The 24184-nt window shown below is 73.5% G+C and carries 18 protein-coding genes; 9 read left to right on the top strand and 9 right to left on the bottom strand.

Translation table 11 applies throughout. The annotated features are described in order from the left end of the window. Positions 1 to 105 precede the first annotated feature (105 nt). On the bottom strand, positions 106 to 1704 hold the full coding sequence (locus ACFYXC_RS27065; protein WP_389554365.1) for a hypothetical protein: 1599 nt from the start codon (positions 1702 to 1704) through the stop codon (positions 106 to 108). A gap of 37 nt (positions 1705 to 1741) precedes the next feature. Then, entirely contained in the window at positions 1742 to 1936 is a 195-nt protein-coding gene (locus tag ACFYXC_RS27070) for a hypothetical protein (RefSeq protein WP_235799508.1), read from the bottom strand. Positions 1937 to 2257: 321 nt separating this feature from the next. On the opposite strand from ACFYXC_RS27070, the gene ACFYXC_RS27075 reads away from it, so the two are divergent. The 5 genes from ACFYXC_RS27075 to ACFYXC_RS27095 all read left to right on the top strand — a co-directional run bounded on the left by ACFYXC_RS27075 (position 2258) and on the right by ACFYXC_RS27095 (position 7746). Then, on the top strand, positions 2258 to 2650 hold the full coding sequence (locus ACFYXC_RS27075; RefSeq protein WP_388918416.1) for an ankyrin repeat domain-containing protein: 393 nt from the start codon (positions 2258 to 2260) through the stop codon (positions 2648 to 2650). A 298-nt stretch (positions 2651 to 2948) separates the two neighbouring features. Further along, positions 2949 to 4367 (top strand): HEAT repeat domain-containing protein, encoded by a 1419-nt coding sequence (locus ACFYXC_RS27080; protein ID WP_389554366.1) that lies wholly within the window; start codon positions 2949 to 2951, stop codon positions 4365 to 4367. Between the two features lie 174 nt (positions 4368 to 4541). Then, entirely contained in the window at positions 4542 to 5705 is a 1164-nt protein-coding gene (locus ACFYXC_RS27085) for a glycosyltransferase family 4 protein (protein ID WP_388918422.1), read from the top strand. Further along, complete coding sequence (locus ACFYXC_RS27090; RefSeq protein WP_389554367.1) at positions 5702 to 6895, top strand: glycosyltransferase; 1194 nt, start codon at positions 5702 to 5704, stop codon at positions 6893 to 6895. The genes ACFYXC_RS27085 and ACFYXC_RS27090 overlap by 4 nt, the downstream gene beginning before the upstream one ends. Further along, positions 6892 to 7746, top strand: coding sequence for an SGNH/GDSL hydrolase family protein (locus tag ACFYXC_RS27095; RefSeq protein ID WP_389554368.1), 855 nt, complete (start codon positions 6892 to 6894; stop codon positions 7744 to 7746). The genes ACFYXC_RS27090 and ACFYXC_RS27095 overlap by 4 nt, the downstream gene beginning before the upstream one ends. 171 nt (positions 7747 to 7917) lie before the next feature. On the opposite strand, the gene ACFYXC_RS27100 is transcribed toward ACFYXC_RS27095, so the two are convergent. From ACFYXC_RS27100 to ACFYXC_RS27120, 5 genes are read right to left on the bottom strand one after another with little or no spacing between them, the layout of a single operon-like run. Continuing rightward, positions 7918 to 8790, bottom strand: coding sequence for a biotin-dependent carboxyltransferase family protein (locus ACFYXC_RS27100; RefSeq protein WP_388918431.1), 873 nt, complete (start codon positions 8788 to 8790; stop codon positions 7918 to 7920). Then, the gene (locus ACFYXC_RS27105) at positions 8790 to 9404 is read right to left on the bottom strand and encodes an allophanate hydrolase subunit 1 (RefSeq protein ID WP_389554369.1); all 615 of its coding nucleotides are present in this window, start codon (positions 9402 to 9404) and stop codon (positions 8790 to 8792) included. The genes ACFYXC_RS27100 and ACFYXC_RS27105 overlap by 1 nt, the downstream gene beginning before the upstream one ends. Then, positions 9401 to 10207 (bottom strand): LamB/YcsF family protein, encoded by an 807-nt coding sequence (locus ACFYXC_RS27110; protein WP_389554370.1) that lies wholly within the window; start codon positions 10205 to 10207, stop codon positions 9401 to 9403. Before ACFYXC_RS27110 ends, ACFYXC_RS27105 begins: the two co-directional genes overlap by 4 nt. A gap of 43 nt (positions 10208 to 10250) precedes the next feature. Next, positions 10251 to 11105 (bottom strand): putative hydro-lyase, encoded by an 855-nt coding sequence (locus tag ACFYXC_RS27115; RefSeq protein WP_389554372.1) that lies wholly within the window; start codon positions 11103 to 11105, stop codon positions 10251 to 10253. After that, the gene (locus tag ACFYXC_RS27120) at positions 11102 to 12421 is read right to left on the bottom strand and encodes an MFS transporter (RefSeq protein WP_389554373.1); all 1320 of its coding nucleotides are present in this window, start codon (positions 12419 to 12421) and stop codon (positions 11102 to 11104) included. Before ACFYXC_RS27120 ends, ACFYXC_RS27115 begins: the two co-directional genes overlap by 4 nt. 174 nt (positions 12422 to 12595) lie before the next feature. Between ACFYXC_RS27120 and ACFYXC_RS27125 the strand changes: the two genes are divergently transcribed. From ACFYXC_RS27125 to ACFYXC_RS27140, 4 genes are all read left to right on the top strand, one after another. Beyond that, entirely contained in the window at positions 12596 to 13291 is a 696-nt protein-coding gene (locus tag ACFYXC_RS27125) for a GntR family transcriptional regulator (RefSeq protein WP_389554375.1), read from the top strand. A gap of 123 nt (positions 13292 to 13414) precedes the next feature. Next, positions 13415 to 14941 carry a hypothetical protein gene (locus tag ACFYXC_RS27130; RefSeq protein WP_389554377.1) on the top strand — a complete coding sequence of 509 codons (1527 nt, stop codon included), beginning with the start codon at positions 13415 to 13417 and terminating at the stop codon, positions 14939 to 14941. Positions 14942 to 15071: 130 nt separating this feature from the next. Further along, on the top strand, positions 15072 to 15950 hold the full coding sequence (locus tag ACFYXC_RS27135) for a hypothetical protein (RefSeq protein WP_388918450.1): 879 nt from the start codon (positions 15072 to 15074) through the stop codon (positions 15948 to 15950). Between the two features lie 110 nt (positions 15951 to 16060). Next, the gene (locus tag ACFYXC_RS27140) at positions 16061 to 20791 is read left to right on the top strand and encodes a hypothetical protein (RefSeq protein ID WP_389554379.1); all 4731 of its coding nucleotides are present in this window, start codon (positions 16061 to 16063) and stop codon (positions 20789 to 20791) included. A 126-nt stretch (positions 20792 to 20917) separates the two neighbouring features. On the opposite strand, the gene ACFYXC_RS27145 is transcribed toward ACFYXC_RS27140, so the two are convergent. Together ACFYXC_RS27145 and ACFYXC_RS27150 are read right to left on the bottom strand one after the other, a co-directional pair. Beyond that, positions 20918 to 22498 carry a GMC family oxidoreductase gene (locus ACFYXC_RS27145; RefSeq protein ID WP_389554380.1) on the bottom strand — a complete coding sequence of 527 codons (1581 nt, stop codon included), beginning with the start codon at positions 22496 to 22498 and terminating at the stop codon, positions 20918 to 20920. After that, on the bottom strand, positions 22495 to 24069 hold the full coding sequence (locus ACFYXC_RS27150; RefSeq protein ID WP_388918459.1) for an APC family permease: 1575 nt from the start codon (positions 24067 to 24069) through the stop codon (positions 22495 to 22497). The genes ACFYXC_RS27145 and ACFYXC_RS27150 overlap by 4 nt, the downstream gene beginning before the upstream one ends. Positions 24070 to 24184 lie beyond the last annotated feature (115 nt).

Genomic DNA, 24184 nt, shown 5'->3' on the forward strand with positions numbered 1-24184 from the left:
CCTGTGCTCATCGGCCGGTGCTCAGCACCGTGCGCTCACCGTCCTGCGCTCAGCACCGTGCGCTCACCGGCCGGTGCCCAGCACCCTGCGCTCAGCGCCCTGTGCTCAGCCTTCCGCGACCACGCCCACCGGGCCCGGTGCCGTGACTCGTACGGGATCGGTCGCGGGATCGGTTGCGGGGGTCGCGTCCACGGGGGTGGTGGGGGCGGGCAGCAGGGCCAGCACCGCCTGGCGGTGGGTCTCGCTCGTCGCCTCGTCGTACGGGTCCGGGGTCGCCGGCACCTGGAGGCGGTGGACCGGGCCCGTGCCGAGCCGGGCGTACCCGCGGCCGGGCGGGACGTCGGGGGCGGGAGTCGTGTGCGGCGGCGCTCCGAGCACCGCCCCGAGCTGGGCCGTCGACGCCGGGCCGAGGACGACGCGCGCGCGTGTCTGGGCCAGTACCGCCTCGCCGAGCGACTCCACGGAGTCGAACTGTTCGGCCACCACCACCGTCACCCCGGTCGCGCGGCCGTGGCGCAGCGGCACCTGGAGGAGGCTTCCCGGATCCTTGCGGCCGTCGGTCGCCGCGAGGTGGCCGAGCCCGGTCGGCCGGTCCAGCAGGAGCCACAGGGGACGTCTCGTGTCCTCCGGCGGAGTGAGCCCGGCCTGCCGGGCCCGGTTCGCCGCGAGGAGCCGGCGCTCCGTCTCGTGCGCCGCCCATTCGAGAGCGGCCAGCGCGCCCGCCAGGCCGCATTCGATGCCCAGGACGCCCTCGCGCCCCGTCAGGAACGCGTACTCGCCCGTACCGCCGCCCTCGACGATCAGCACGTCGCCGTGCTGGAGGGCCTGCAGCGCGATCGAGCGCAGGAAGGTGGTCGTGCCGCTGCCGGGCCCGCCGACCGCGAGCAGGTGCGGCTCGGTCGAGCGCACACCGGTGCGCCAGACCACCGGCGGCACGTCCCGCCGCTCCTCGCCGAAGGCGAGCGGCAGGGTGCGCCGGACGTCGGCCGGGTCGGTGAAACCGAGGACGGTCTCGCCCGGAGCAGTGACGAACCGCTGGGCGGCGATGTCGGTCGGCAGGGGAGGCAGGACGGCGACCGTGAGCTGGTTGCCCTCCTCGTCCCAGACGAAGCGGTACTCCCGGCCGCGGCCCGACTTGGCGTGCAGCAGCTGCTCGATGCGGGCCCGGGAGGCCGCCTCCCCGTCCGTGAAGTAGGCGGGGTAGCGGACGGACAGGTGCGAGACACGGCCGGTGTCGTCGAACTCGTAGGACTCGAACGCGTTGGCCCACTCCCCGCCGTGGGTGTAGAGCGGTGCCGGGTCCTCGGGGACCGAGAAGTAGGGGACGAGCGCCTCGTAGAGGGACTCCAGACGCTTGCTCTGTGCCTCGTCGGGACCGTCCGGCGTGGCCGGGGTGCGGTCCCTGCCCTGCCACGCGGCCGCCGCCATCAGGGTGATGACGGCGAGCAGCGGCCCGTACGGGACGAGGGCCACGACCAGCACGACCGAGGCCACCAGGAACAGCAGTGGACCGCGCCGGTCCTTGGGGGTGTCCACCCACTTGCGCCGCCCGGCGGCCGCCAGCCGGCGCAGTCCACGACTGATCGTGATCAGCGGGTGGAGGACGTCGGTGGCGCTGTCGGCGGCCGTCCGGGCCAGGTCCCGGCTGCGGGCGATCTGTGTGCTGCCGGTACTCAGAATGCGGGGAAGGGGGCGCCGGGCCACTGCTGTCTCCTGGAGGTGCGTGCGAACGGGATGGGCGTCAGAACTTGATCCCGCCGAGCAGACCGGCCAGGCTCGCGCCGCCCGCCGTGATGCTCGGTGCGATGGCCGTGCCCGCGAGGTAGAACCCGAAGAGGGCGCAGACCATCGCGTGCGATGCCTTGAGGCCGTCCTTGCGGAAGAAGAGGAAGACGATGATGCCGAGCAGGACCACACCTGAGATGGACAGGATCATGAGAGTTTCTCCTGGTCGATGGGGACAGTCACCATGAGTACTTCCAGGATCACAGGATGTATCCATACGATAAAAGGTGCAACTGGGTGAATAACCTCTTATTTCACTCTGATGGGCCTGCTCGGGACGGACCTGCTCGACAAGGTCACTCGGTCGGGTGCTCGAACGACGGATCGGTGACTTTGCCGGTTTCGTGGTGATCCTTGCCTCGGGTGAGCCCGGTCATGTGCCCGCGAAGCCAGTACGCTGGCGAATCACTCGTTCGGTCGCACCACTGGCGGCCGCACGTACCCGCAGTAGCAGTGAGAGGTGGTCCCGTCGATGAGTGAAGCCCCCGACCCCGAGGTCGTGGAGCTGGCGACCAAGATCTTCGATCTGGCCCGGCGGGGACAGACCGAAGCGCTCGTGGCGTACGTCGACGCGGGTGTCCCGGCCAACCTCACCAACGACCGCGGCGACTCACTCGTGATGCTGGCCGCCTACCACGGCCACGCCGACGCCGTGAGCGCCCTCCTGGAGCGCGGAGCCGAGGCCGACCGCGTCAACGACCGCGGCCAGACCCCGCTCGCCGGAGCCGTCTTCAAGGGCGCGGACGCGGTCATCCGCGTTCTCCTGGACGCGGGCGCGGACCCCTCGGCGGGGACACCCTCCGCGGTCGACACGGCCCGGATGTTCGCCAAGACCGAACTGCTCGAACTGTTCGGAGCACACTGAACCATCCGCCTTGACCAGGCGAAACAAGATTTTTGGGGGAGGCGGAACGGGGCCGCCGGAAATGCGGTCGCGGCAGCGAGAACGGCTGGGTCATCATGACGTCGTGATTCACGGACGCGATGGCTGGGCAGGTGTTGCCGCACCGCGCGGACCGTGATGCGGCCCGTACGGGCCACCGACGAGAGGCAGGAAGATGGTCTGCAGCAAGCAGGAAACGGCGGGCGCCCCGACGTGTTGTCACGCGGCCAGGTAGAGCAGGTCCCCGGTTGCGTCGACGCTTGATGTGAGGCTGTTTCCCATGTTCGATCCGGTCATAGCGCCCAGCGGTACGCTGCTCGGCCTGCTCCAGAGGGGCCGCGGCGACGGCACGCTGCACGCGCTCACCGCTCCGCGCGCCGAAGCGCTCGCGGCGCTCAACCACTGCGTGCTGAACGACCCCCGCCACGACTGGCAGGTGGAGAACCGCTCCCTGTACTACGCCCGTCTCTACCTCGATCTGGGCGGCGGCCTCGACGAGATCGAGGCGCACCTCTTCGACGCGGCGGACGTGCTCGACACCGACGAGTCCCGCACGGGCCTCGCGCTCGCGGTCCTCGGCCATCTCGCCTCGTACGGCAGGCGGGACGCCCTGGAGCTGCTGCGCCGGTACGCCGCCTGCGGCACCAACTGGGCGTGGGCCCTCGACGAACTGGCGCTGCGCGACGACGACGCCGGTCTGCGCGCCCTCGCGGCCCCCGTGCTCGCCCGGTTCCCCGCCGGCCCCGAGGGAGAGGCCGAACTGGCGGCGGTCGTACGGGACTCCTTCGAACCCCGGCCCTGGCGGCTGTGGGCCGACGATCCCCGCGAATCCATCGGCGCGCGCGTGCGCGGCGCCCAGGAAGCCGGTTCCTTCGACCGGTGGCAGCAACAGATGCGGCCACCCGGGCCCCGCCCCGGGTGGAGCGTGCGGGCCGTCTTCGCGTGGGCCCAGCAGGGCATCGAACGCGGCGCCGCCCTCCATGTGCCCGCCGCGCGCTGCCTGACGGCCGTCGCCGGTCCCGAGGACCGCCCCGAGATCGTCGAGGCCGCCCGCACCGGGGACGACGGGGCGCGGTGTACCGCCCTGCGCTATCTGGCCGACAGTCACGATCCCGACGCACTGGATCTCGTCGAGGCCGCGCAGGCCGCCGGCTCACGGCTCGTCGTGGACGCCGCCGTGGACGCCTTCGAACGGATGCGCAGCGTCGCCGCCGTGCAGCGGGCCCGCGGCTGGGCCCACCGGCCCGACGCCCTGGGAGAGGCCGCGGGCCGCGTCCTCGCCTGCCGGGGCGGCGCCCAGGACCGCGAACTCGTCCTCGAAGCCCTGCGCGAAGCGGTGCGGGGCGAAGGCCCCGACGCACAGACCCTGTGGACCCTCGTCGACGGCGCCGGACGCCTCGGCATCGCGGGAGCGGCCCCCGTCCTGCGGCACGTCTACCGCGAGACCGCCTCGTCCCACCTGCGCGGGCGGGCGGCCCGCGCGCTGGCCGCCACCGATCCCTCCTTCCCCGCCGGATTCGCCGTCGAGTGCCTCTGGGACTGCGAGGAGACCACCCGCGAAGTGGCCGCACGGCACGCCGAGACCGGGGACGCCCGCGTGGTCGACCAGCTCCGGCGGCTCGCCGCCGACCCGGCCGAGGAGGCCGACGTGCAGACCGCGGTCCGCAGCCGGATCGGACCGGACGCGTCCGCCGTGTGAGACCCGCGTGTGCGCCTTCCGACGTCGGCCCGTATCCCGCAGGTACGGGCCCGGACGCCGGAGCGTGACCGGTCCGTGATGCGAGGGCACCCGGAGCACAACGCTCATGGGACGTTCCTCGTCCGGAAAGATCCACGTTGACGCGTCCACGTCCAGCACGACGACAACACCCGTATGCGTGTCGTCATCGTGACCGAATCCTTTCCCCCCGATGTGAACGGCGTGGCCCACTGCGCGCTCCAGACCGCCCGGCACCTCGTCGAGCGTGGTCACACCCCCGTTGTCGTCGCTCCGGCAACCTCCCCCAGGCACTCGACCCCGACCGGACCGGGAGACGCCTCCCCCGGGAACGGGACCGACGCCTCCGCACCGTGTCCCGTCGTCCGCATCCCCTCCCTGCCGCTCCCCGGCTACCCCCAGGTCCGCGTCGCCCTCCCCAGCCGACGCGTCGCCGCCGCGATCACCGCACACCGCGCGGACATCGTCCACCTGGCCAGCCCCTTCGTCCTCGGCGTCCGCGGCATGGCCGCCGCCGGCCGGCTCGGCATCCCCGCCGTGGCCGTCTACCAGACCGACCTCGCCGGCTACGCCCGTACGTACATGGGCACGGGTGAGGCCACCGCCTGGCGCCGTATCCGCTCCGTCCACGCCGCCGCCGACCGCACGCTCGCCCCGTCCAGCGCCGCCCTGCACGACCTGGAGGCGCACGGTGTGCCCCGGGTGCGGCTGTGGCCGCGCGGCGTCGACACCGTCCGCTTCCGGCCGCAGCACCGGGACGACACGCTGCGCCGGGAGCTCGCCCCGAACGGCGAGCTGATCGTCGGCTACGTGGGCCGGCTCGCCCCCGAGAAGCAGATCGAACTCCTCGCCGGAGTCTGTGGCCTGGACGGTGTACGCCTGGTCGTCGTGGGCGACGGACCCAGCCGGACGAGCCTCGGCCAGGCGCTGCCGGGAGCTGTCTTCCTCGGCCGCCGCACGGGTGACGAACTCGCCCGGATCTTCGCCTCACTGGACGTCTTCGTGCACACCGGCCCGTTCGAGACCTTCTGCCAGACCGTCCAGGAGGCCATGGCGAGCGGCGTCCCCGTCGTCGCCCCCGCCGCGGGCGGCCCGCTGGACCTGGTGGCCCACGGACGCACCGGACTGCTCGTACCGCCCCGAGACGAGGCCGCCGTGCGCGACGCCGTCCGGTCGCTCGCCGCCGACCCCGCCCTGCGGGCCGCCTTCGGCGCCGAGGCGCGGCGCACCGTCGAGGGCCGCACCTGGGCCGCCGTCGGGGACCAGCTCATCGACCACTACACGGACGTCCTCGCCGGACGGGCGGTGGTGGCGGCATGAACCCGTCCCTGAGCATCGTCCGGCTCGCCAACTTCGTCGCGCCCGCCTCCGGGGGCCTGCGGACCGCGCTGCGCGAACTGGGCGCCGGCTACCGGGCGGCCGGGCACCGGCCCGTACTGATCGTGCCCGGCGAACGCACCTCGGACCGCGAGACCGAGCAGGGACGCGTCATCACCCTGCCCGGCCCGCTGCTGCCCGGCACCGGCGGCTACCGCGTCCTCACGGACAGGCGGCGTGTGGAGGCGCTCCTCGAGACGCTCGCCCCCGACCGCCTGGAGGTCTCCGACCGTACGACGCTGCGCTGGACCGGTGTCTGGGCGCGGCGCGCCAGGGTGCCCGCCGTGATGGTGTCCCACGAGACCGCCGACGGCGTCCTGCGCACCTGGGGCATGTCGGCGGGCCTGGCCCGGCGGACCTCCGACGCCCTCAACCTCCGTACCGCCCACCACTACGCACGGGTGGTGTGCACCACGGAGTTCGCGGAGCGCGAGTTCGTCCGCATCGGCGCCCGCAACGTCGTACGCGCCCCGCTGGGCGTCGACCTGGAGGGCCGGCACCCCGCCCTGCGGGACCCGGGGATCCGCGCCCGGTACGCGCGCCCGGACGAGGTCCTGCTGGTGATGTGCTCCAGGCTGTCCGTCGAGAAGCGGCCGGTGACGGCTCTGGACACGCTGGAGGCGCTGCTGCGCGGCGGCAGGCGCGCGGTGCTCGTGGTGGCGGGTGACGGGCCGCTGCGGGCCAGGCTCGAACAGCGGGCGCGTGAGCGGAGGCTGCCGGTCACCTTCCTCGGGCACGTCGCCGACCGCGCACACCTCGGCGCTCTGCAGGCATCCGCCGACGTGTGCCTGGCGCCGGGCCCCGCCGAGACCTTCGGACTCGCCGCCCTGGAGGCGATGGCCTGCGGCACGCCCGTCGTCGCCAGCGCCTCCTCCGCCCTCCCCGAGGTCATCGGCTCCGCCGGGGCCACCGCCGCCGACAGCGGAGCGGCCTTCGGTGTCGCGGTCCGGATGCTCATGGAGCGGCCCGAGAACGAGCGGCGGGAGGCGGCACGCGCGCGTGCCGCCTGTTTCGGGTGGCCCGCCGCCGTGGAGGCGTTCCTCACCGCGCACGACGCGCCCGTCCGCGTGGGGCGACCGGACGCGCCCGCGGCCGGCCGGGCGGTCACCAGGCCCCGGGAGGGCGTCGCATGAGACCCCTCCGGTTCGCGGCGCTGGGCGACTCCCTCACGGAAGGGGTGGGGGATCCCGTGGGCGAGGGGTGGCGCGGCTGGGCCGCGCTGCTCGCCGCCGGTCTCGCCCCGCCGGACGCACCGGTGGAGTTCCACAACTTCGGGATCAGCGGCGCACAGACGCGTGACGTCCTGGAGCGGCAGGTGCCGGCCGCGCTGGCCGTGCGGCCGGACATCGCCTCGGTCGTCGTCGGGGTGAACGACACGCTTCGGTGCACCTTCGACATCCGGGCCGTGGCCGAACGGCTCGACACGGTGTACGCGGCGTTCACCGGACAAGGTGCCGTTCTCCTCACGGCCTGCCTGCCCGACCCCGGGACGATGCTGGGGCTGCCGGGGGCGCTGGCCCGGCCGCTCGCCCGGCGTCAGCGGGCCGTGAACGCGGTCGTGCACGCGCTGTCGGAGCGGTACGGGGCCGTGCATCTGCATGCCGCGGAGGGCGACTGGGTCGCCGACCGGGCCATGTGGAGCGCGGACCGGCTCCACCCGGGGGAGCGGGGGCACCGGCAGTTCGCCCTGCGCTTCCACGCGCTGTTGGTGGAGGCCGGGCTCGCGACGGGGCCCGTGCCGCGTCCCGAGCCGGAGTTTCCCGAGCCCACGCGGTCGGCGAGTCTGTGGTGGCTGGCCACCGCCGGGACCGGGTGGGTGGCCCGGCGGTGCACCGATCTGCTGCCGCAGCTCGTCTCGCTGGCCGCGTCCGAGGTGCGGCACCGGGTGCGGGGTACGGGGGTGCGGCTCGATCTTGCTGCGTCCCATGCGGTGTCCGCTGCGCTGGCTGGGCTTGCGGTGGTGGATCAGGCCGACGTGGCGTAGTGGCTGGCGCCGGCCTCTGTTGTTCGGTGCGGGTGTGTGGGGGCTGGTCGCGCAGTTCCCCGCGCCCCTCAAAAGCAAAGGATTGCGCCGTTCCCCGCGCCCCTGAAGGCGAAAGATTGCGCCGTTCCCCGCGCCCCCAAAGGCAAAGGACTGCGCCGTTCCCCGCGCCCCTTAGGAGCGCGTTCCCTTTGGGGTGAAGCGTACTGGGGTGCCTGGGGGGGTCTGGGCTGTTGGGGGGAGGTCGGGGGGGTGGACCACCGCGATCACCGGGTAGCCGCCCGTGGTCGGGTGGTCGGCCAGGAAGACCACCGGTCTGCCGTCCGGGGGGACCTGGACCGCACCGAGGACCATGCCCTCGCTGGGCAGCTCGCCACCGGTCGCCCGCTCCAGGGCGGGCCCCTCCGTTCGCAGGCCGATGCGGTTGCTCGCCGAGGACACCCGGTAGGTGTGCGAGGTGAAGATGCGCAGGGCCGCCGCCGTGAACCAGTCGTCGCGGGGGCCCGGCGTCACCCGCAGGACGAGTTCCGTGGGCGGGGACGGCTGCGGGACGACGTCCACGGGCGCGGGGAGGTCGCCCGGTCTGCCCAGGGGGAGGACCGTGCCGTCGGTGAGGGGCGGCGGGCCGAGGCCCGACAGCAGGTCCGTCGAGCGGCTGCCCAGCACCGGCTCGACGGTCACGCCACCGGACACGGCCACGTAGGTGCGTACTCCGGCGACGGCCGTCCCCACCGACAGCAGTGCCCCGGCGGGTACGCGCACCGGGGCTCCCCAGGCCGCCGGGCGGCCGTTCACCGAGACGGGGCAGGGGGCGCCGCCCACGGCCACCGTGACCGCCGACCGCGGCCGCAGGTCGCAGCCGTTGAGGGTCGTCTCCAGGAGGGCCGCGCCGGGCGGGTTGCCGACGAGCCGGTTCATGAGGGCGGCGGCGGGCGCGTCCAGGGCGCCGGAGCGCGGTACGCCGAGGTGCGCGTGGCCCGGGCGCCCCCGGTCCTGCACCGTGGTGAGCGCCCCGGCGCGTACGACGACGAGCGCGCGGTCGGTCATCAGGAGTCCACCGGGACGAAGCGGACGGGCGTGCCCGGCGACAGCAGCGCGGCCGGCTCGCGTGTGTGGTCCCACAGGACGGCGTCCGTCGTGCCGATCAGTTGCCAGCCGCCCGGCGAGGAACGCGGGTACACGCCGGTGTACGGGCCCGCGAGGCCCACGGACCCCGCGGGGACGGCCGTACGGGGAGTCGCGTGCCGGGGCACGCCGTAGCGGGCCGGCAGCCCGGTGAGATAGCCGAAGCCGGGCGCGAACCCGCAGAAGGCGACCCGGAACTCCGCCGCCGCGTGGATCCGCGCCACCTCGTCCGGGGGCACCCCCCAGAGCCGGGCGACGTCCGCCAGGTCGGGGCCGTCGTAGCGGACGGCGATCTCCACGGCCTCCCGCGAGGGCGGGGGGACCGGCGGGAGCCGCGCGCCGGCCAGCTGCGCGGCCAGTCCGGCCGGTTCGTCGAGGCCGTCGAGGAGGACCGTCCGGGCTGCGGGAACGATCTCCCGTACCGAGAGGGAACCTTCCGCGCGGCGGCGGAGCAGCTCGGCGTGCAGGGCCTGTGCCTCCTCGTCCGTGGACACCTCGACGAGCAGGGCACGGTCCCCGACCGGCAACGCCTTCATACGAACGCCTCCACGCGGACACCCGACTCCGCGAGCCGCGCCCGGACCCGGCGGGCGAGGTCGACCGCGCCGGGCGTGTCGCCGTGCAGGCACAGCGACCGGGCCCGTACCGCGATGTCACGCCCGGAATGTGCCTTCACGACTCCAGAACGCGCGAGGTCCACCGAGCGTTCCACGACCGTGTCCGGATCGGTGATCACCGCGCCTTCCCGGCCGCGTGGCACGAGCGTGCCCTCGTCGGTGTACGCGCGGTCCGCGAACGCCTCGGTGACGACCGGCAGCCCCGCCGCGCCGGCCGCGGCCAGGAACCGGGAGCCCGGCAGCCCGAGTACCGGGAGTGTGGCGTCGGCGAGCAGCACCCCGGCCACGACCGCCCCGGCCTGCTCCTCGTCCCGCACGATGCGGTTGTAGAGCGCGCCGTGCGGCTTGACGTACGCCACGCGCGCGCCCGCCGCACGGGCGAAGACCTCCAGGGCGCCGATCTGGTACGCCACCTCGGCCGCCAGTTCGCCGGGCGGCACGTCCATCGCGCGGCGCCCGAAGCCCGCCAGGTCCCGGTAGGAGACCTGGGCGCCGATCCGTACACCGCGTTCGGCGGCCAGATCGCACACCCGCCGCATGGTGGCGGCGTCCCCCGCGTGGAAGCCGCAGGCCACGTTGGCACTGGTGACGACGGACAGCAGTTGTTCGTCGTCGGTCAGGTGCCAGCGGCCGAAACCCTCGCCGAGATCGGCGTTGAGATCGACCGCGGTGTCGGCGGGCGGGCCGGCGGAGCTGTCGCCAGGGGTGTCGGTGGAGGTCATGAAGGTCCGTTCTCCGTTCGGACGGCGCGGTCGGGCGACGTGGTCAGACGACGCGGTACTGCTCGTCGCGGGCGTCGGTGACGAACATCTGGCCCGGTGCGTGGGTGATCGCGAACGGCGGCCGTGAGGCCGTCACCGCGGCCTGCGGCGTCACCCCGCAGGCCCAGAACACCGGGATGTCGTCCGGCTCGGCGACCACCGGGTCGCCGAAGTCGGGGCGGCCCAGGTCCGCGATGCCGAGGGCGCCCGGGTCCCCGCAGTACACCGGGCTGCCGTGCACCGCGGGCAGCAGACCGGTCTCCCGGATCGCCACGGGCAGGTGCTCGGGCGGCACGGGACGCATGGACACCACCATGGGCCCGCGCAGCCGCCCGGCGGGACGGCACTGGCGGTCGGTGACGTACATGGAGACGTTGCGTCCCTGCTCGATGTGGCGCATCGGCACGCCCGCCCGGGTCAGCGCCCCCTCGAAGGTGAAGCTGCACCCGATGAGGAACGACACCAGGTCGTCGCGCCAGCGCGCCACCACGTCCGTGGGCTCCTCCACCAGCTCACCGTGCTCCCACACCCGGTAGCGCGGCAGATCGGTGCGCAGGTCGGCGCCCTCGGCCAGGACGGTCGTCGGGGACCCGGCGTCGGTGACGTCGAGGACCGGGCAGGCTTTCGGGTTGCGCTGGCAGAACAGCAGCATGTCGTACGCCCAGTCGGCCGGCACCGAGATCAGGTTCGCCTGGGTGTACCCCGTCGCCCAGCCCGCGGTCGGACCCGACAGACCCGCACGGAACCGGGCGCGTGCCTCCGCCGGGCTCCACGCGTGCGCGTGCGTCCGGTCGTGGTCGTGCTCCTGCGCGTCGAGAAGGCCGGCAGGGTGGGGCCGTGTACGTGGTGCCCGGTTCACAGGAGCTCCTTCCCACGGGTCTCGGGGAGACCGATCAGGGCCAGTGCCGCGAGACCGTATCCGATCGCGCCGAAGACCAGCGCGCCGCCGACACCCCAACTGTCGGCCAGGAAACCGACCAGCGTCGGGAAGACCGCGCCCACGGCACGGCCGGTGTTGTACGTGAAGCCCTGCCCCGTGCCCCGTACGGCCGTCGGGTACAGCTCGCTGAGGAACGAGCCGAAACCGCTGAAGATCGCCGACATGCAGAACCCGAGCGGGAAGCCGAGCACCAGGACGAGGGTGTCGGCGCCGCTCGGAATGTTCGCGTAGGCCAGGATGCAGACCGCCGAGAGGACCGCGAAGAGCAGGATGTTGCGCTTGCGGCCCAGTCTGTCGGTGAGGTACCCGCCGGTCAGGTAGCCGATGAAGGCCCCGGAGATCAGGAACGCGAGATAGCCGCCGGTGCCGACGACGGACAGTCCGCGGTCCGTCTTCAGGTACGTCGGGATCCAGGTCGATAGCGTGTAGTAACCGCCCTGCACGCCCGTGGAGAGCAGCACGGCGAAGAGCGTCGTCCTCAGGAGTCCGGGCGAGGCGGCCGTGCCCGGCTTGAAGATCGCGGCGAAGGACCCCTTCTCGGGGCTCTTCCTGCGCCGCTCGGCCGCCTCCGGGGCGTCCTGCACGTGGCGGCGCACCCAGACGACCAGCAGGGCCGGCAGGGCCCCGGTCCAGAACATCACGCGCCAGGCGATGTCGTCGTCGAGGAACTGGAAGACCAGCGTGTAGACCAGCACCGCGAGTCCCCAGCCGACGGCCCAGGAGCTCTGGATCGCGCCGAGTGTACGGCCCCGGTGCCTGGGGCTCGCGTACTCGGCGACCAGGATCGCGCCGACCGCCCACTCACCGCCGAAGCCGAGGCCCTGGAGCGCGCGGAAGACCAGCAGCGTCTCGTAGTTGGGCGCGAAGCCGCAGGCCACGGTGAAGACCGCGTACGTGATGACCGTGATCATCAGTGCCTTGACGCGCCCGATCCGGTCCGCGATGACGCCCGCGGCCGCGCCGCCGATCGCGGACACGACGAGCGTGACGGTCGTGAAGAGACCGGTCTGGCCGCTGTTGAGACCGAAGTACGCCGACAGGGCCACCATGCTCAGCGGCAGCGTGAAGTAGTCGTACGAGTCCAGGGCATAGCCGCCGAACGCGCCGCCGAAGGCACGGCGGCCACGCGGACCGAGAGCCCGCAGCCACGCGAACGCGCCCTCGTCGTCGACGGGTTCACCGGACGCGGTGCGCTGCCCGGCGGGCGGGGCCTGCGGTGGAGGGGTCGTGCTCATGGGCACCTCGCAGATATGGGACGGGAGGGTGCTTCGGGACTGAGCCGTGCCGTGCGGGAGCGGTCGGCCCCGGACCGGGGAGCGGCCGGCGCCCACTGAGCAAGGTAGAGGATCGTTGAACGATCCCTCAATACCCATGTTGTTTCGTTCTGGTATCTGCGATTGAATTCGGGCGTGGCCGAACTGAACGGACTGGCGGACGACCGCGCGCTGCTGGGCCGCACCAGCACCGCCGAGCGGGTCTCGGACATCCTGCGGAGCCGGATCGCCGAGGGGTACTTCCCGCCCGGCACCCGCCTCTCCGAGGACAGCATCGGCAACGCGCTCGGCGTCTCGCGCAACACCCTGCGAGAGGCGTTCCGGCTGCTCACGCACGAGCGGCTGCTGGTCCACCAGCTCAACCGGGGCGTCTTCGTGCGGGTCCTGACCGTCGAGGACGTCGAGGACATCTACCGCACCCGCAGCCTCGTCGAATGCGCCGTCGTCCGCGGGCTCGGCGAACCGCCCTACGCGGTGGACGGCCTCGCCGCGGCGGTCGCGGACGGGCGGCGGGCGACCCGCGAGAGCGACTGGAAGGGCCTGGGCACGGCCAACATCCACTTCCACCGCGAACTGGTGGCCCTCGCCGGCAGCGCCCGCACCGGCGAGCTGATGCGCAGCGTCTTCGCCGAACTCCGCCTCGCCTTCCACCTGGTGGACGACCCCAGACGCCTCCACGAGCCCTACCTCGCCCGCAACGGCCAGATCCTCCAGGCCCTCCAGGACGGCGACCGGACGGAGGCCGAGAGCCTGCTGGCCGTATACCTCGACGACTCCCGCAAAAGGGTCACGGAGGTCTACAGTCGCCGGGTGGCGGCGGAGCCCCTCTAGGGGCGCGGGGAACCGCGCGACCCGCCACATCCGGTCCGCACGGGACATCCGGCCCGAAGTACCCCACCCGCACCCAGCGGAGCGTTTCGGTGGTTGTCAGACCCAGGACCTAGTCTGTGCACCGTGACCTCACCCGCACCCACGGACAGCGTTCCGCCCCAGCTCAGCGCGGCGCCGCGCCCGGCGCCGGGCCCGGCCGCCGACGAGGGCCTGGCGCGCCGCCTGCGCGCGCTCGCCTGCACCGCCCCGCTGCACGACCTCGACGTGCGCAAGGCGAACCTCGCGGGTGAGTACTCGGTGTACGGGATGGCGGAGGTGGCCCTCGCGGCCATCGACCTCATCACCCTGAACATGGACTTCGACACGGGCGCCGACCACGACCAGATAGTGGCCAGGCTCATCCCGCGCATCGCCGCCCAGGCCCCGCGCCGGCCGGTCGCCGAACACGAACGGGTGGCCCGCTGGGTCCTGGAGAACCTGATCAACGTCGGCAGCGTCGACCGCGGCTTCCGTGCCGTGTACGGCACGTTCGCGCCGGACGGTTCGTACGTGCGCCGCGACTACGACTTCAAGCTGATCGAGGAGGTGCCGGGCCACGGCGGCAGCGTGTACCTCCGCACGACGGACGAGGCGGTCAACGTCCTCGTGGGCGCCCTCGACACCGACGTCACCAGCGCGCAGATCGCCGCCGAGGTCAAGCTGGAGGTGCTGATCAGCCGGGGCCGCCTCGCGGACGCCCAGCTCGCCGCCGAGCAGGCCCGCTACCGGACCGTGCAGTACTCGGAGACGCTCCGCAGGGCCCTGGACGCGACCCGGCGCAACGTCCGGGCGGTGGACTGGCTGCAGGCCGTGCCCGACATGATCGCCGAGGCCCTCGACCACGTGGCCGACCGCTACCGCCACGAGAACGCGATCCTCACCAACATCCGCAAGGCCCGGGACGAGTCGGAGGACCCCGAGCAGAAGCGCCGGGCCGCCGAGCTCGTCGACATCGTCAAGGACTGCATCCGGCGCCATACGCAGCTGCAGTCCCGCCTCCTGGAGGCCGGGCCGCTGTTCCGCGCCGAGCAGGACCGGCAGGCGTTCGCGACGCCGATGACGACCTCGGGCATCGACCTGTACGGCCATCTCGTCGCCCCCGTGCTGCCCTTGCCGGTGGAGCGGGCGCTGCGGGTGACCGACGCCTTCTTCGCGCGCGGGACGGGGCTTCGGACCCCCGCGTCGGTCCGGGTCGGGGACCTGGTCGACCTGCTGCTGACACCGCCGGTGGAGCGGGAGCATCTCGGTGCCGAGATGCCCGAGCCCGACCTGATCGCCACCCCGGACGACAGCCGGTTCAGCGAGGAGCAGCTGGCCGCCGCCATGGAGCTGCTCGACCTGCCGGCCGACGCGCCGCGGCGGCTGTCCGGGCTGCTCGCGGACGCGCGGCGGCGCGACCCCGAACTGCCGTACCTGGTGGCCCTGCTGGCCGTGCATGCGGCGAGTCCGCCGGTCGGCACCGCGTACCGGCAGGGTGAGGAGCGGTTGTTGTTCGCCGTGGACGACGGGGTCGAGCTGGACGATCCGGAGTTCGGCGGGGCGGATCTGATAGTCGGGATGGCCCTGCTGGATGTGGCCGGGATGACCGCGGGCCGGTCGGAGGTCGCGTAGTGCCCCGCCGGCCGTCGTCCGACCGCGGGCCGTCCGTGGCTGGTCGCGCAGTTCCCCGCGCGCCTGGAAGTGCCCCTGACGGGGCGTTCGTCCCTGGCCCCGCCGATGAGTCGAAGGAGTTGCAGCAGTCGTGAGTGAGCAGGTCGAGTGGAGTGAGCCGGAGGCGGTCGCCGCGGCGGTGAGCGCCCCCGTCACCCCTGCCGACACCGCGGACGCGGCACGGCTCGTGGCGTTCGGGCTGCAGCCCAGACTGCAGCCCGCGCGGGACCAGGAGTACACCGAACTGCTGCGGCGCTACCGCGAGGACCCGCCGTTCGCTCGACTCGCCGACGCCGTGGCCACCGGGCTCGGGCTCGTCGTGCTGGAGGTGTCCCCGCGGGCCGGCATGGCCGTGACCGCCGCCGAGGACTCGGTGTTCGCCGTGCGCATGGGTGACTACGCGCGGCGGGCGTCCGCCGACTCGGGCGACCGGTTCCTGCACGGGCTCGCCCATCTCGCCGTCGCCGCCCTGGCCTTCCCGCGGCCCGAGGACCTCGCGGACGACGGATACATCGGGCGGGTCTCGGTCAACGGCGTCGACGCGTTCGTCCGGCAGGCATGCCGGCGCCTGGAGGAGCGGGCCGACGAGCAGGGCGAGAACACCGACCCGGCGACGGACGCCCCCGGGCTCGAGGCCGCCTGGCGGATCTGGGCGCGGCGCAGCTCCGCCGGGGCCACCAAGGACGCGCGAAGACTGGCCGGATCCACCACCGGCATCGTCGGCAAGGCGGCCGCGTTCCTCACCGACTCCGGGTTCCTGCAGCGCACCGGGGACGACGCCGGAGGGACGTACCGGACGACCGCCCGCTACCAGCTGCAGGTACGGGACATGGCGGGCAGCGCCGCCCTGGCCGAGCTGCTGGAGCTGGGCGTGGTGCCGGTGACCGACGGCACCGCGAGCCTGCTGCCCGCCGAGGACACCGACGATCTGGAGCTGGCCGCCGACGCCGGGCTGCCGTTCCACTCGTGACCGACCACGGCGCCGGCCGGCCCTCGTGACCGGCCGGCGCACCCCCCACGACACCCCTTGACGACACCTCCCTCACGACACTCCCCTCACGACTACGAGAGTCCGCCGCCATGTACGAGCTGTCCCGGGTCCGCCTCTACTCCATCGGGCCTGCCGGTGCGCGCTACGCCGACACCGTGCTGGACCTGCGCGGAGTGGGCGCTCCCGTGCCCGACCCCGCGCCCACGCAGGCGGAGTTCTTCGAGGAGGAGCCCGTCGGACCGCCGCGCCGCCCCGCGCCCGCCGGTGTGCTCTTCCTGGAGAACGGCGGCGGCAAGTCCGTCCTGCTCAAGCTGATCTTCTCGGTGATGCTGCCCGGTCACCGGAACACGCTGGGCGGCGCCAGCTCCGGCGTGCTGCGGAAGTTCCTGCTCGCGGACGACTGCGGGCACGTGGCACTGGAGTGGCAGCACACCCTCACCGGCGAGTGCGTCGTGGTCGGCAAGGTCAGCGAGTGGCGCGGACGGCAGGTCTCCAACGACCCGCGGAAGTTCGCCGAGGCGTGGTACTCCTTCCGGCCCGGACCCGGGCTGAGCCTGGACAACCTGCCGGTCGCCGAGGCCACCGCGGTGCGCCCGCCCGTCGAGGGCGCGTCGGGCGCGCAGGGCAGGCGCCGCACCATGAAGGGCTTCCGGGACGCGCTCACCGAGGCGGGCAAGGCGTATCCGCACCTGGAGGTGCACTGGGAGGAGATCCACGACCGCTGGATCGAGCACCTCGGCGACCTGGGTCTCGACCCCGAACTCTTCCGCTACCAGCGCGAGATGAACGCCGACGAGGGCGAGGCCGCCGGCCTCTTCGCCGTCAAGAAGGACTCCGACTTCACCGACCTGCTGCTGCGCGCGGTCACCGACACCCGGGACACCGACGGCCTCGCCGACCTGGTGGGCGGCTTCGGCAACAAGCTGGGGCGGCGGGCCGAGCTCATCGCCGAGCGGGAGTTCACCGCGGGATCGGTGGACCTGCTCGGACGGATCGTCGAGGCGGCCGGAGCGCGCTCCCGCGCGCGGGAGATCCACACGGCCGCCGAGCGGCGTACGCGCACACTGGCCCGGCGGCTCTCCGCCCGCGCCGTCCTGGAGCGCGGACGCACGGGCGACCTCGCCCAGCAGGTCACCGCCGCCGCCCACCGGGTCACCGAGGCCGACGCCGCCAGGCAGCGCAGCGCGCTGATCGCGGCCGAACTGGCCTACCGGCACGCCTCGCTGGCACTCGCAGGCGCCGAGAAGCAGGCAGCGGCGCAGAAGCGGGAACTCGCCGACGCGCGCACGCTGCACGCCGCGTGGCAGGCCGCGGAGGCCGTGCTGCGGCACCGCGCCGCCGCCGACCGCTCCGCGCGCGTGGCGGCCGCGATCCTCGAAGCGGAGCGGGACGCAGCACCCGCGCTCGCCGCCCGGGCCCGGGCCGCCGCCGATCTCGTACGCGCCCTGCACGCGGCCGCCGAAGGGGCCGAGCAGGCCGCCAACGAGGAGGAGGAGCGGTCCGGCGCACTGCAGGAAGTCGGTGAGGCCGCCCACCGGGACGCGACGTCCGCCGCCACCGAGGCGCAGCGCGCCCGCAGCGAGATCGGCCACCTGCGCCAGCGGCTCGGTGAGGTGGAGCAGGAGACCGCCGAGGCGGTCCGCGCCGGCTGGCTCGACGACACCGCCCCCGACGCCGACCCCGCCCGTGCCGCGCTCGCCGCGAGCGACGCAGAGAAGACCGCCGTCGCCGCGTGGGACACCGCGCGCGAGGCGTCCCGCCGCACCACGGACCAGGCCCGCGAAGCCGCGTCCGCCGAGTCCCGCGCCGAACTGACGGCGGCCCGCGCGGCCGACGCGGCGACGGCGGCCGAGCGGGCGTACGACGCGGAACGGCGTACCGCGCAGGCGCTGGCCGGCGAGGAGCGGCTGGCCGAACTGCTGAGCCTGCCGGGGGCTGCCGGCGGTGCGGGAGGCGGTACGGGGAGCGGCTCGGGGAACTCCGGGCGTCCGTCGCTGCCGAAACCCCGCCACCCGGTGGCCGCCCAGGACGCCGCCGACGACGGAGGAGCGGCGCAGGGACGGGCCGGGGACTCCACGGGCGACGGCCCCCTCACCGCCCAGGAGCTGGACCACTACGCCGACGAACTCCGGCAGCTCCTCGACGGCACGGTCGCCTCCGCCGAACGACAGCTCTTCGACCTGCGGACCGCAGCGGCGGACGACGCCCGGATCCTCGGCGCGCTCGGGGACGGCGGACTGCTGCCGCCAGGACCCGACGTGCTCGCCACCGTGGAGTACCTGGGCGAGCACGGCATCCCCGCACTGCCCGGCTGGCGCTACCTCGCCCAGGCCGTCGACCCCGTCGACCACGCGCGCGTGCTCGCCGCCCGGCCCGAACTCGTCGACGGTGTGATCATCACCGACCCGGACACCCACGCGCGGGCCCGGGACGCGCTCATCGAGGCCGCGCTGCTGCCGCGTTCCACTGTGGCCGTCGGCACGGCCGCCGCGCTGCTCGCCCCGACCCCGGCGCCCGGCGCGGGTGACGGGGACCGCGTCGACGTGTTCCTCGTACCGCCGAACCCGGCCATGCACGACGAGCACGCCGCCGACGAGGAACGGCAGACGCTGCGCACGCGCGCGGCCGGCCGGGACGACGAGATCCGCGCGGTGGCGGCCCGGCTCGCCAAGGACCGGGAGCTCGCCGCGCGGCTCGCCTCCTGGCGGACGGGCTGCCCGGCGGGGCGGCTCACCGAGCTGGCCACCGCGGCCGACGAGGCGCGCACGTTCGCCGAGGAGGCCGAGGCCGAGCTCGCCGAAGCCCGTGCCGTCAGGACCGAGGCCGACGAGGCGGCGGCCGAGGCGGCCCTCGTGCGGGACGAACGGCAGGAAGCCGCACAGCGGGCCCGGCGGGCCGCCGACGCGCTCGCCGGACTCGCCTTCCGGCTGCGCGAGCGGGCCGGCTGGCAGGTCAGACTGCGCGAACTCGCCGACGAGGCGGCCGAGTCGGAGGCCCGCGCCCAGTCCTGCCTGGAGCGGGCCCGCGCCGCCGACGAGGACCGGCGCGGCACCCAGCGCGCCGCCGACGACGCCCGGCGCACGGCCCGGGCGCTGCGCGCCGAGCGCGCGGAGATCGCGGGCGCCCCCGACGACGTACCGGACGCGGATCCCGGTGCCGCGAAGACGTCGCTGCCCGCCCTCCGCGAGGCGTACCGGGCCGCTTCCCAGCTGTACGAGAAGGTCGGGGTCGGCGCCGACCTGCGCGCCGAGCAGGCCCGCGCCGAGAGCGACGAGAGCGCGGCGCTCACGGAGCTGAACCGGCTGACCAACAAGGTACGCACACGCGCCGCCCAGCTCCTGGAGTCCACCGACGGCTCCGACGGCCCCTCCCGGCAGGCCGCCGCGGCCCGCGCCGAGGAACTGGTCGCGCTCCTCGAAGGCCGTGTCTCGACCGCGAGCGAACAGCTCGGCCGGCTGCGCGGAGAGGCCGAGCGGCACGCGCCCGAGGACGGCGACGCCCACACGGAGCTGCCCGAGGACCTCGTGCCGCGCGACGCCGGGCACGCGCAGAGCCTGCTCCGCACCGCCACCGGCGAACTCGCCGCCCGCACCGAGGCGTTGGGCCAGGCCCGCGCCGCCCACACCGAACTGCTCGACGCCCACCGAGCCGCCGAGGACGCGGCCGGCGGCTTCGACGAGACGGCGGCCCTGCTCCGGGACCTCCTGCGGGAGCACGCGGACGACGAGCAGGAGGAGACCGAGCCGTACCCCGGCACCCTCGAAGAGGCCAGGCAGTCCGCCGCCGGGACCCGCCGCTCCCTGCGGGGCTGCGCGGCCGACCTCTCCGCCGCCGAGGCCGGCGTGCGCGAGGCGAGCGACGTCCTCGTACGGCATGCCAACTCGACGCGCTACGAGCAGGTGCGCACCCCCGCCCGCCAGCAGATCCGGGAGCTGCCCGCGTCCGCGCTGCCCGAGCACGCGCAGAAATGGGCGGACGCCTTCGCGCCCCGGCTGCGGGTCCTCACCGACGAACTGGCGCAGCTGGAGCGCAACCGCGACTCGATCGTGGACCGGCTGCGCGGCCTGGTCGAGTCCGCGCTCGCCACCCTGCGGTCCGCCCAGCGCCTGTCCCGGCTGCCCGAAGGGCTGGGGGAGTGGTCCGGACAGGAGTTCCTCCGTATCCGCTTCGAGGAGCCCGACCAGGCCACACTCGCCGAGCGGCTCGGCGAGGTGGTCGACGAGGCGACCAGGGCGGCCGTCAGGAAGAACTCCGACCTGCGCCGCGACGGGATGTCCCTGCTGCTGAGGGGAGTCGCCGCGGCCCTGCAGCCCAAGGGTGTCGCCGTGGAGATCCTCAAGCCCGACGCCGTACTGCGTGCCGAGCGCGTCCCCGTCGGGCAGATGGGCGACGTGTTCTCCGGCGGCCAGCTGCTCACCGCCGCCATCGCGCTCTACTGCACCATGGCGGCGCTGCGCTCGAACGACCGGGGCCGGGACAAGCACCGTCACGCCGGCACGCTGTTCCTGGACAACCCCATCGGGCGCGCCAACGCGACGTATCTGCTGGAGCTGCAGCGGGCCGTGTCCGACGCGCTGGGCGTCCAGCTCCTCTACACGACCGGTCTGTTCGACACCACGGCACTGGCGGAGTTCCCCCTGGTCATCCGCCTGCGCAACGACGCGGACCTGCGGGCGGGCCTGAAGTACATCAGCGTGGAGGAACACCTGCGGCCCGGCCTCCCGAAGGAGACCCCCGCGGGGGAGGCGTCCCACACGGAGATCACGGCGACCCGCATGTACAAGCGCCCGGCCCCGACAGCCCCGTCAGGGGCCGTCTAGGGACGCGGGGAACTGCGCGACCAGCCCAACGGACCCGCGGCGACCCGCGACCACGCGGCGGTGGGCGAACTGGCGGCCCGGTGAGGGCTGGTCGCGCAGTTCCCCGCGCCCCCGAGGAGACGCGCCCTAGGCGTCCTCCTTCAAAAGGTCCGCGCACTTCTCGCCGATCATCATCGTCGTGATGCACGGGTTGACCGAGACGAGGTCCGGCATCACCGACCCGTCCGCGACCCGCAGCCGCTCCACCCCCTTGACCCGCAACCGCGCGTCGAGGGGAGCGGAGGCATCGTCGTCCGCCCCCATCTTCACCGTGCAGGACGGGTGGTAGACGGTGTTGTGCGTCTTGTGGATGTAGTCGAGCAGCTCCTCGTCCGTCCGCACGTCCGGCCCCGGCGCCAGCTCGGCCCCGGCCCACCCGCTCAGCGCGGGCTGCGAAGCGATCCGCCGGGCCAGCTTCAGCCCGTACGTCATCACCCGCACGTCGTGCTCGTGCGTGAAGTACCGGGGATCGACCCGCGGCTTGTCGCGGTAGTCGCGCGTACGCAGCCGCACCGTGCCGCGCGACCTCGCGCGCGTGACGTTCGGCGTGAGGCAGAACGCGTTCTCGGAGGTCGGATAACCCCACCGCGCGGTGTTCATGTCGAACGGCACCGAGCCGTAGTGGAACATCAGGTCGGGCCGGTCCAGACCCGGTTCGGTGTCGTAGAAGATGCCCGCCTCCCACCACTGGCTGGAGACGGTCGGCATGGGCTGCCGGGCCTCCCACATGATGACGCCCTCGGGATGGTCCTGGAGGTTCTCGCCGACGCCGGCCGAGTCCACCACCACGTCGACGCCCACCTCGCGCAGATGTCCGGCGGGCCCGATGCCCGACAGCATCAGCAGCTTCGCGCTGTCGATCGAGCCGCAGGACACGACCACCTCGCGCCTGGCCCGTACCGTGCGGGTGTGGATCAGGTCGGGGTCCAGGTACTCGGCGCCCACGCAGCGCCGCCCGTCGAGCACCAGCTTCTTGGCGCGCACCCCGGTCCGTACGTCGAGATTCGGCCGCTTGCCGAGGACCGGGTGCAGGTACGCCACCGACGAGGACTGCCGGATGTTGTTCTCGTCGGAGTTGATCTGGAACCAGTTGGCGCCCCGGACGACGGTCCGGCCCGCGTTGAACGGCGTCGTCGGGATGCCCGCCTGGGCGCAGGCTTCCAGCAGGGCGGTGCCACAGGGATCGTCGCTCTTGAGCGTACGCAGCTTCACCGGGCCGGTGCGGCCGTGGTGCTCACCCGGAGCGTCGTTGTTCTCCAGCCGCCGGTAGAGCGGGAAGAGGTCGGCGGCGCTCCACCCCGTGCAGCCCGCGGCGGCCCAGTCGTCCAGGTCCTCGGCCGGTGCCCAGAAGGCGATGCAGGAGTTGTGCGAGGAGCAGCCGCCGAGGACCTTGGCGCGGGCGTGCCGCATGAAGCTGTTGCCGCTGGCCTGCGGCTCGACGGGGTAGTCCCAGTCGTAGCCGGACTCCAGGAGCCCCATCCAGCGCTCCAGCTTCATGACGGCGTCGTCGCCGACGTCACTGGGCCCCGCCTCCAGGACGCACACCGTGACGGACGGGTCCTCGGAGAGCCGGGCCGCGACCACGTTGCCCGCGGTGCCCCCGCCGACCACCACGTAGTCGAACTCGTCCTCGTACCTGTCCTCGTTCCTGTCCTCGTTCTCCGTCATGGGGAACCGACCTCCTCGGAAGCGGGTGGCGGGGGTGTGTCGGCCGCCGCCCGGTACCGGTGCTCCGCGAGCACCCCGGTGCGGTGCCGCTGCACGAACCAGTAGTAGGCGAAACCGCCCCCCATCACGATGCCGACGAACAGGACGGCACCCCAGCGCAGATACCAGTGGTACGGGGCGCTCGCGTTGTAGACCGCGGCGCGCGGCCAGATCAGGTTGAGCATCATGGCCGCGCCCCACACCACGGCGACGATGTTGACGAGCAGTCCCCAGCGGCCGAGCGAGAACCTGCCCTCGCCCGCGGGCTGCCACCTGCCGCGCAGCCTGGCCACCAGCATGGGCCCGGTGACCAGCAGATACGCGAGATAGATCAGGATGATGCCGATACTGGTGACGACGGTGAAGATCTGCGGCTGGCGGATGTTGACCACGAGGATCGCCAGCGCCAGGACGCCGATGATCACCGCGGGCACGATCGGGGTCTGGAAGCGCGGATGGACCTTGGCCAGGCTGGACGCGGCGGGCAGGTTGTTGTCGCGGGCCATCGCGAAGGCCAGCCGGATCGCCGCGGTGTGCACGGCGAGTGCGCACACGGTGACCGCGATGAAGACGCACCACAGCATGGCCTTGCCCGCGTCCTCACCGAGCACGTCGAGAACGACGTACTGCAGGCCGTCCGTGGACAGTTGCTCGCCCTTCAGACTGGACACGCTCATCAGCGCGAGCAGCAGGACGAGTCCGCCGAGGACGAACGAGGCGACGATGGCACGGAGGATGGCGCGCGGCGCGTTGCGCGACGGGTCGAGGGACTCCTCGCCGAGCGAGGCGGCCGTGTCGAAGCCGTACATCACGTACGCGGACGCCAGCGACGCGATCAGGAACGCGCCGAGGTAGCCGCCGGGCTGGCCCGCCCCCGTGTCGTTCGTCTCCAGGACGACTCCCGGCCCGCGGGTGATGTTGACGGCGAACAGCACGATCAGGACGACGGTGGCGATCAGCTCGATGAAGACGCCCGCCGTGTTGATCCTGGCCATCAGCTTCACACCGAGGGCGTTCACCAGGGTGGTGAAGACGATGAGGACGGACGCCAGCAGTACGGCGTTGGTGGCGACGTCGTACTTGCCCGTGCCGTCGCCCACGAACTGGAAGGTGTCCGAGATCTGGGGGAGCGTCAGCTGGTAGGCGAGGGCCACGGCCGCGATCGACACGACCGAGGCGATCAGCATCGTCCAGCCGGCCAGCCAGCCCAGGTGCGGATTGCCCACCTTCTTGGCCCAGTTGTAGACCGAGCCGGCCACGGGATAGCGGGCGGCCAGTTCGGCGAAGCAGAGCGCGACCATGAACTGGCCGACGAAGACCATGGGCCAGGACCACCAGTAGGCGGGCCCGCCGCTGCCGTAGCCGAAGTAGAAGAGCTGGAAGGTGCCGGTGAGGATGGAGATGTAGCTGATCCCGGCGGCGAAGGTGTGGAAGTTGCCGAGGGTGCGTTTCAGCTCGGGTCGGTAGCCGAACTCGGCGAGCTCCGAGTCGTCGTGGCCCTGTCTCTCCGGCGGTCGTACTGGGTCGGTCATGAGCGGCCTCCTGGGATGGGGAGTTCTCCCGGGCGGGAGGAGGTGCGGCTCGTGCGGGGTCGTCGGTGCGGTCTGGATCTTAAGGTGCGGAGCGCCGGATCATGTGATGAAGTGC

Origin of the sequence: Streptomyces sp. NPDC002701 (genome assembly GCF_042889045.1) — a bacterium.
Taxonomy (GTDB): domain Bacteria; phylum Actinomycetota; class Actinomycetes; order Streptomycetales; family Streptomycetaceae; genus Streptomyces.

Excerpts from the sequence above, each read along its gene's own strand:
- ACFYXC_RS27085 (WP_388918422.1), top strand. The coding sequence starts at position 4,542 with ATGCGTGTCGTCATCGTGACCGAATCCTTTCCCCCCGATGTGAACGGC.
- ACFYXC_RS27110 (WP_389554370.1), bottom strand. The coding sequence starts at position 10,207 with ATGACCTCCACCGACACCCCTGGCGACAGCTCCGCCGGCCCGCCCGCC.
- ACFYXC_RS27145 (WP_389554380.1), bottom strand. The coding sequence starts at position 22,498 with ATGACGGAGAACGAGGACAGGAACGAGGACAGGTACGAGGACGAGTTC.
- ACFYXC_RS27105 (WP_389554369.1), bottom strand. The coding sequence starts at position 9,404 with ATGAAGGCGTTGCCGGTCGGGGACCGTGCCCTGCTCGTCGAGGTGTCC.
- ACFYXC_RS27080 (WP_389554366.1), top strand. The coding sequence starts at position 2,949 with ATGTTCGATCCGGTCATAGCGCCCAGCGGTACGCTGCTCGGCCTGCTC.
- ACFYXC_RS27070 (WP_235799508.1), bottom strand. The coding sequence starts at position 1,936 with ATGATCCTGTCCATCTCAGGTGTGGTCCTGCTCGGCATCATCGTCTTC.
- ACFYXC_RS27075 (WP_388918416.1), top strand. The coding sequence starts at position 2,258 with ATGAGTGAAGCCCCCGACCCCGAGGTCGTGGAGCTGGCGACCAAGATC.
- ACFYXC_RS27140 (WP_389554379.1), top strand. The coding sequence starts at position 16,061 with ATGTACGAGCTGTCCCGGGTCCGCCTCTACTCCATCGGGCCTGCCGGT.
- ACFYXC_RS27090 (WP_389554367.1), top strand. The coding sequence starts at position 5,702 with ATGAACCCGTCCCTGAGCATCGTCCGGCTCGCCAACTTCGTCGCGCCC.
- ACFYXC_RS27100 (WP_388918431.1), bottom strand. The coding sequence starts at position 8,790 with ATGACCGACCGCGCGCTCGTCGTCGTACGCGCCGGGGCGCTCACCACG.
- ACFYXC_RS27095 (WP_389554368.1), top strand. The coding sequence starts at position 6,892 with ATGAGACCCCTCCGGTTCGCGGCGCTGGGCGACTCCCTCACGGAAGGG.
- ACFYXC_RS27120 (WP_389554373.1), bottom strand. The coding sequence starts at position 12,421 with ATGAGCACGACCCCTCCACCGCAGGCCCCGCCCGCCGGGCAGCGCACC.
- ACFYXC_RS27150 (WP_388918459.1), bottom strand. The coding sequence starts at position 24,069 with ATGACCGACCCAGTACGACCGCCGGAGAGACAGGGCCACGACGACTCG.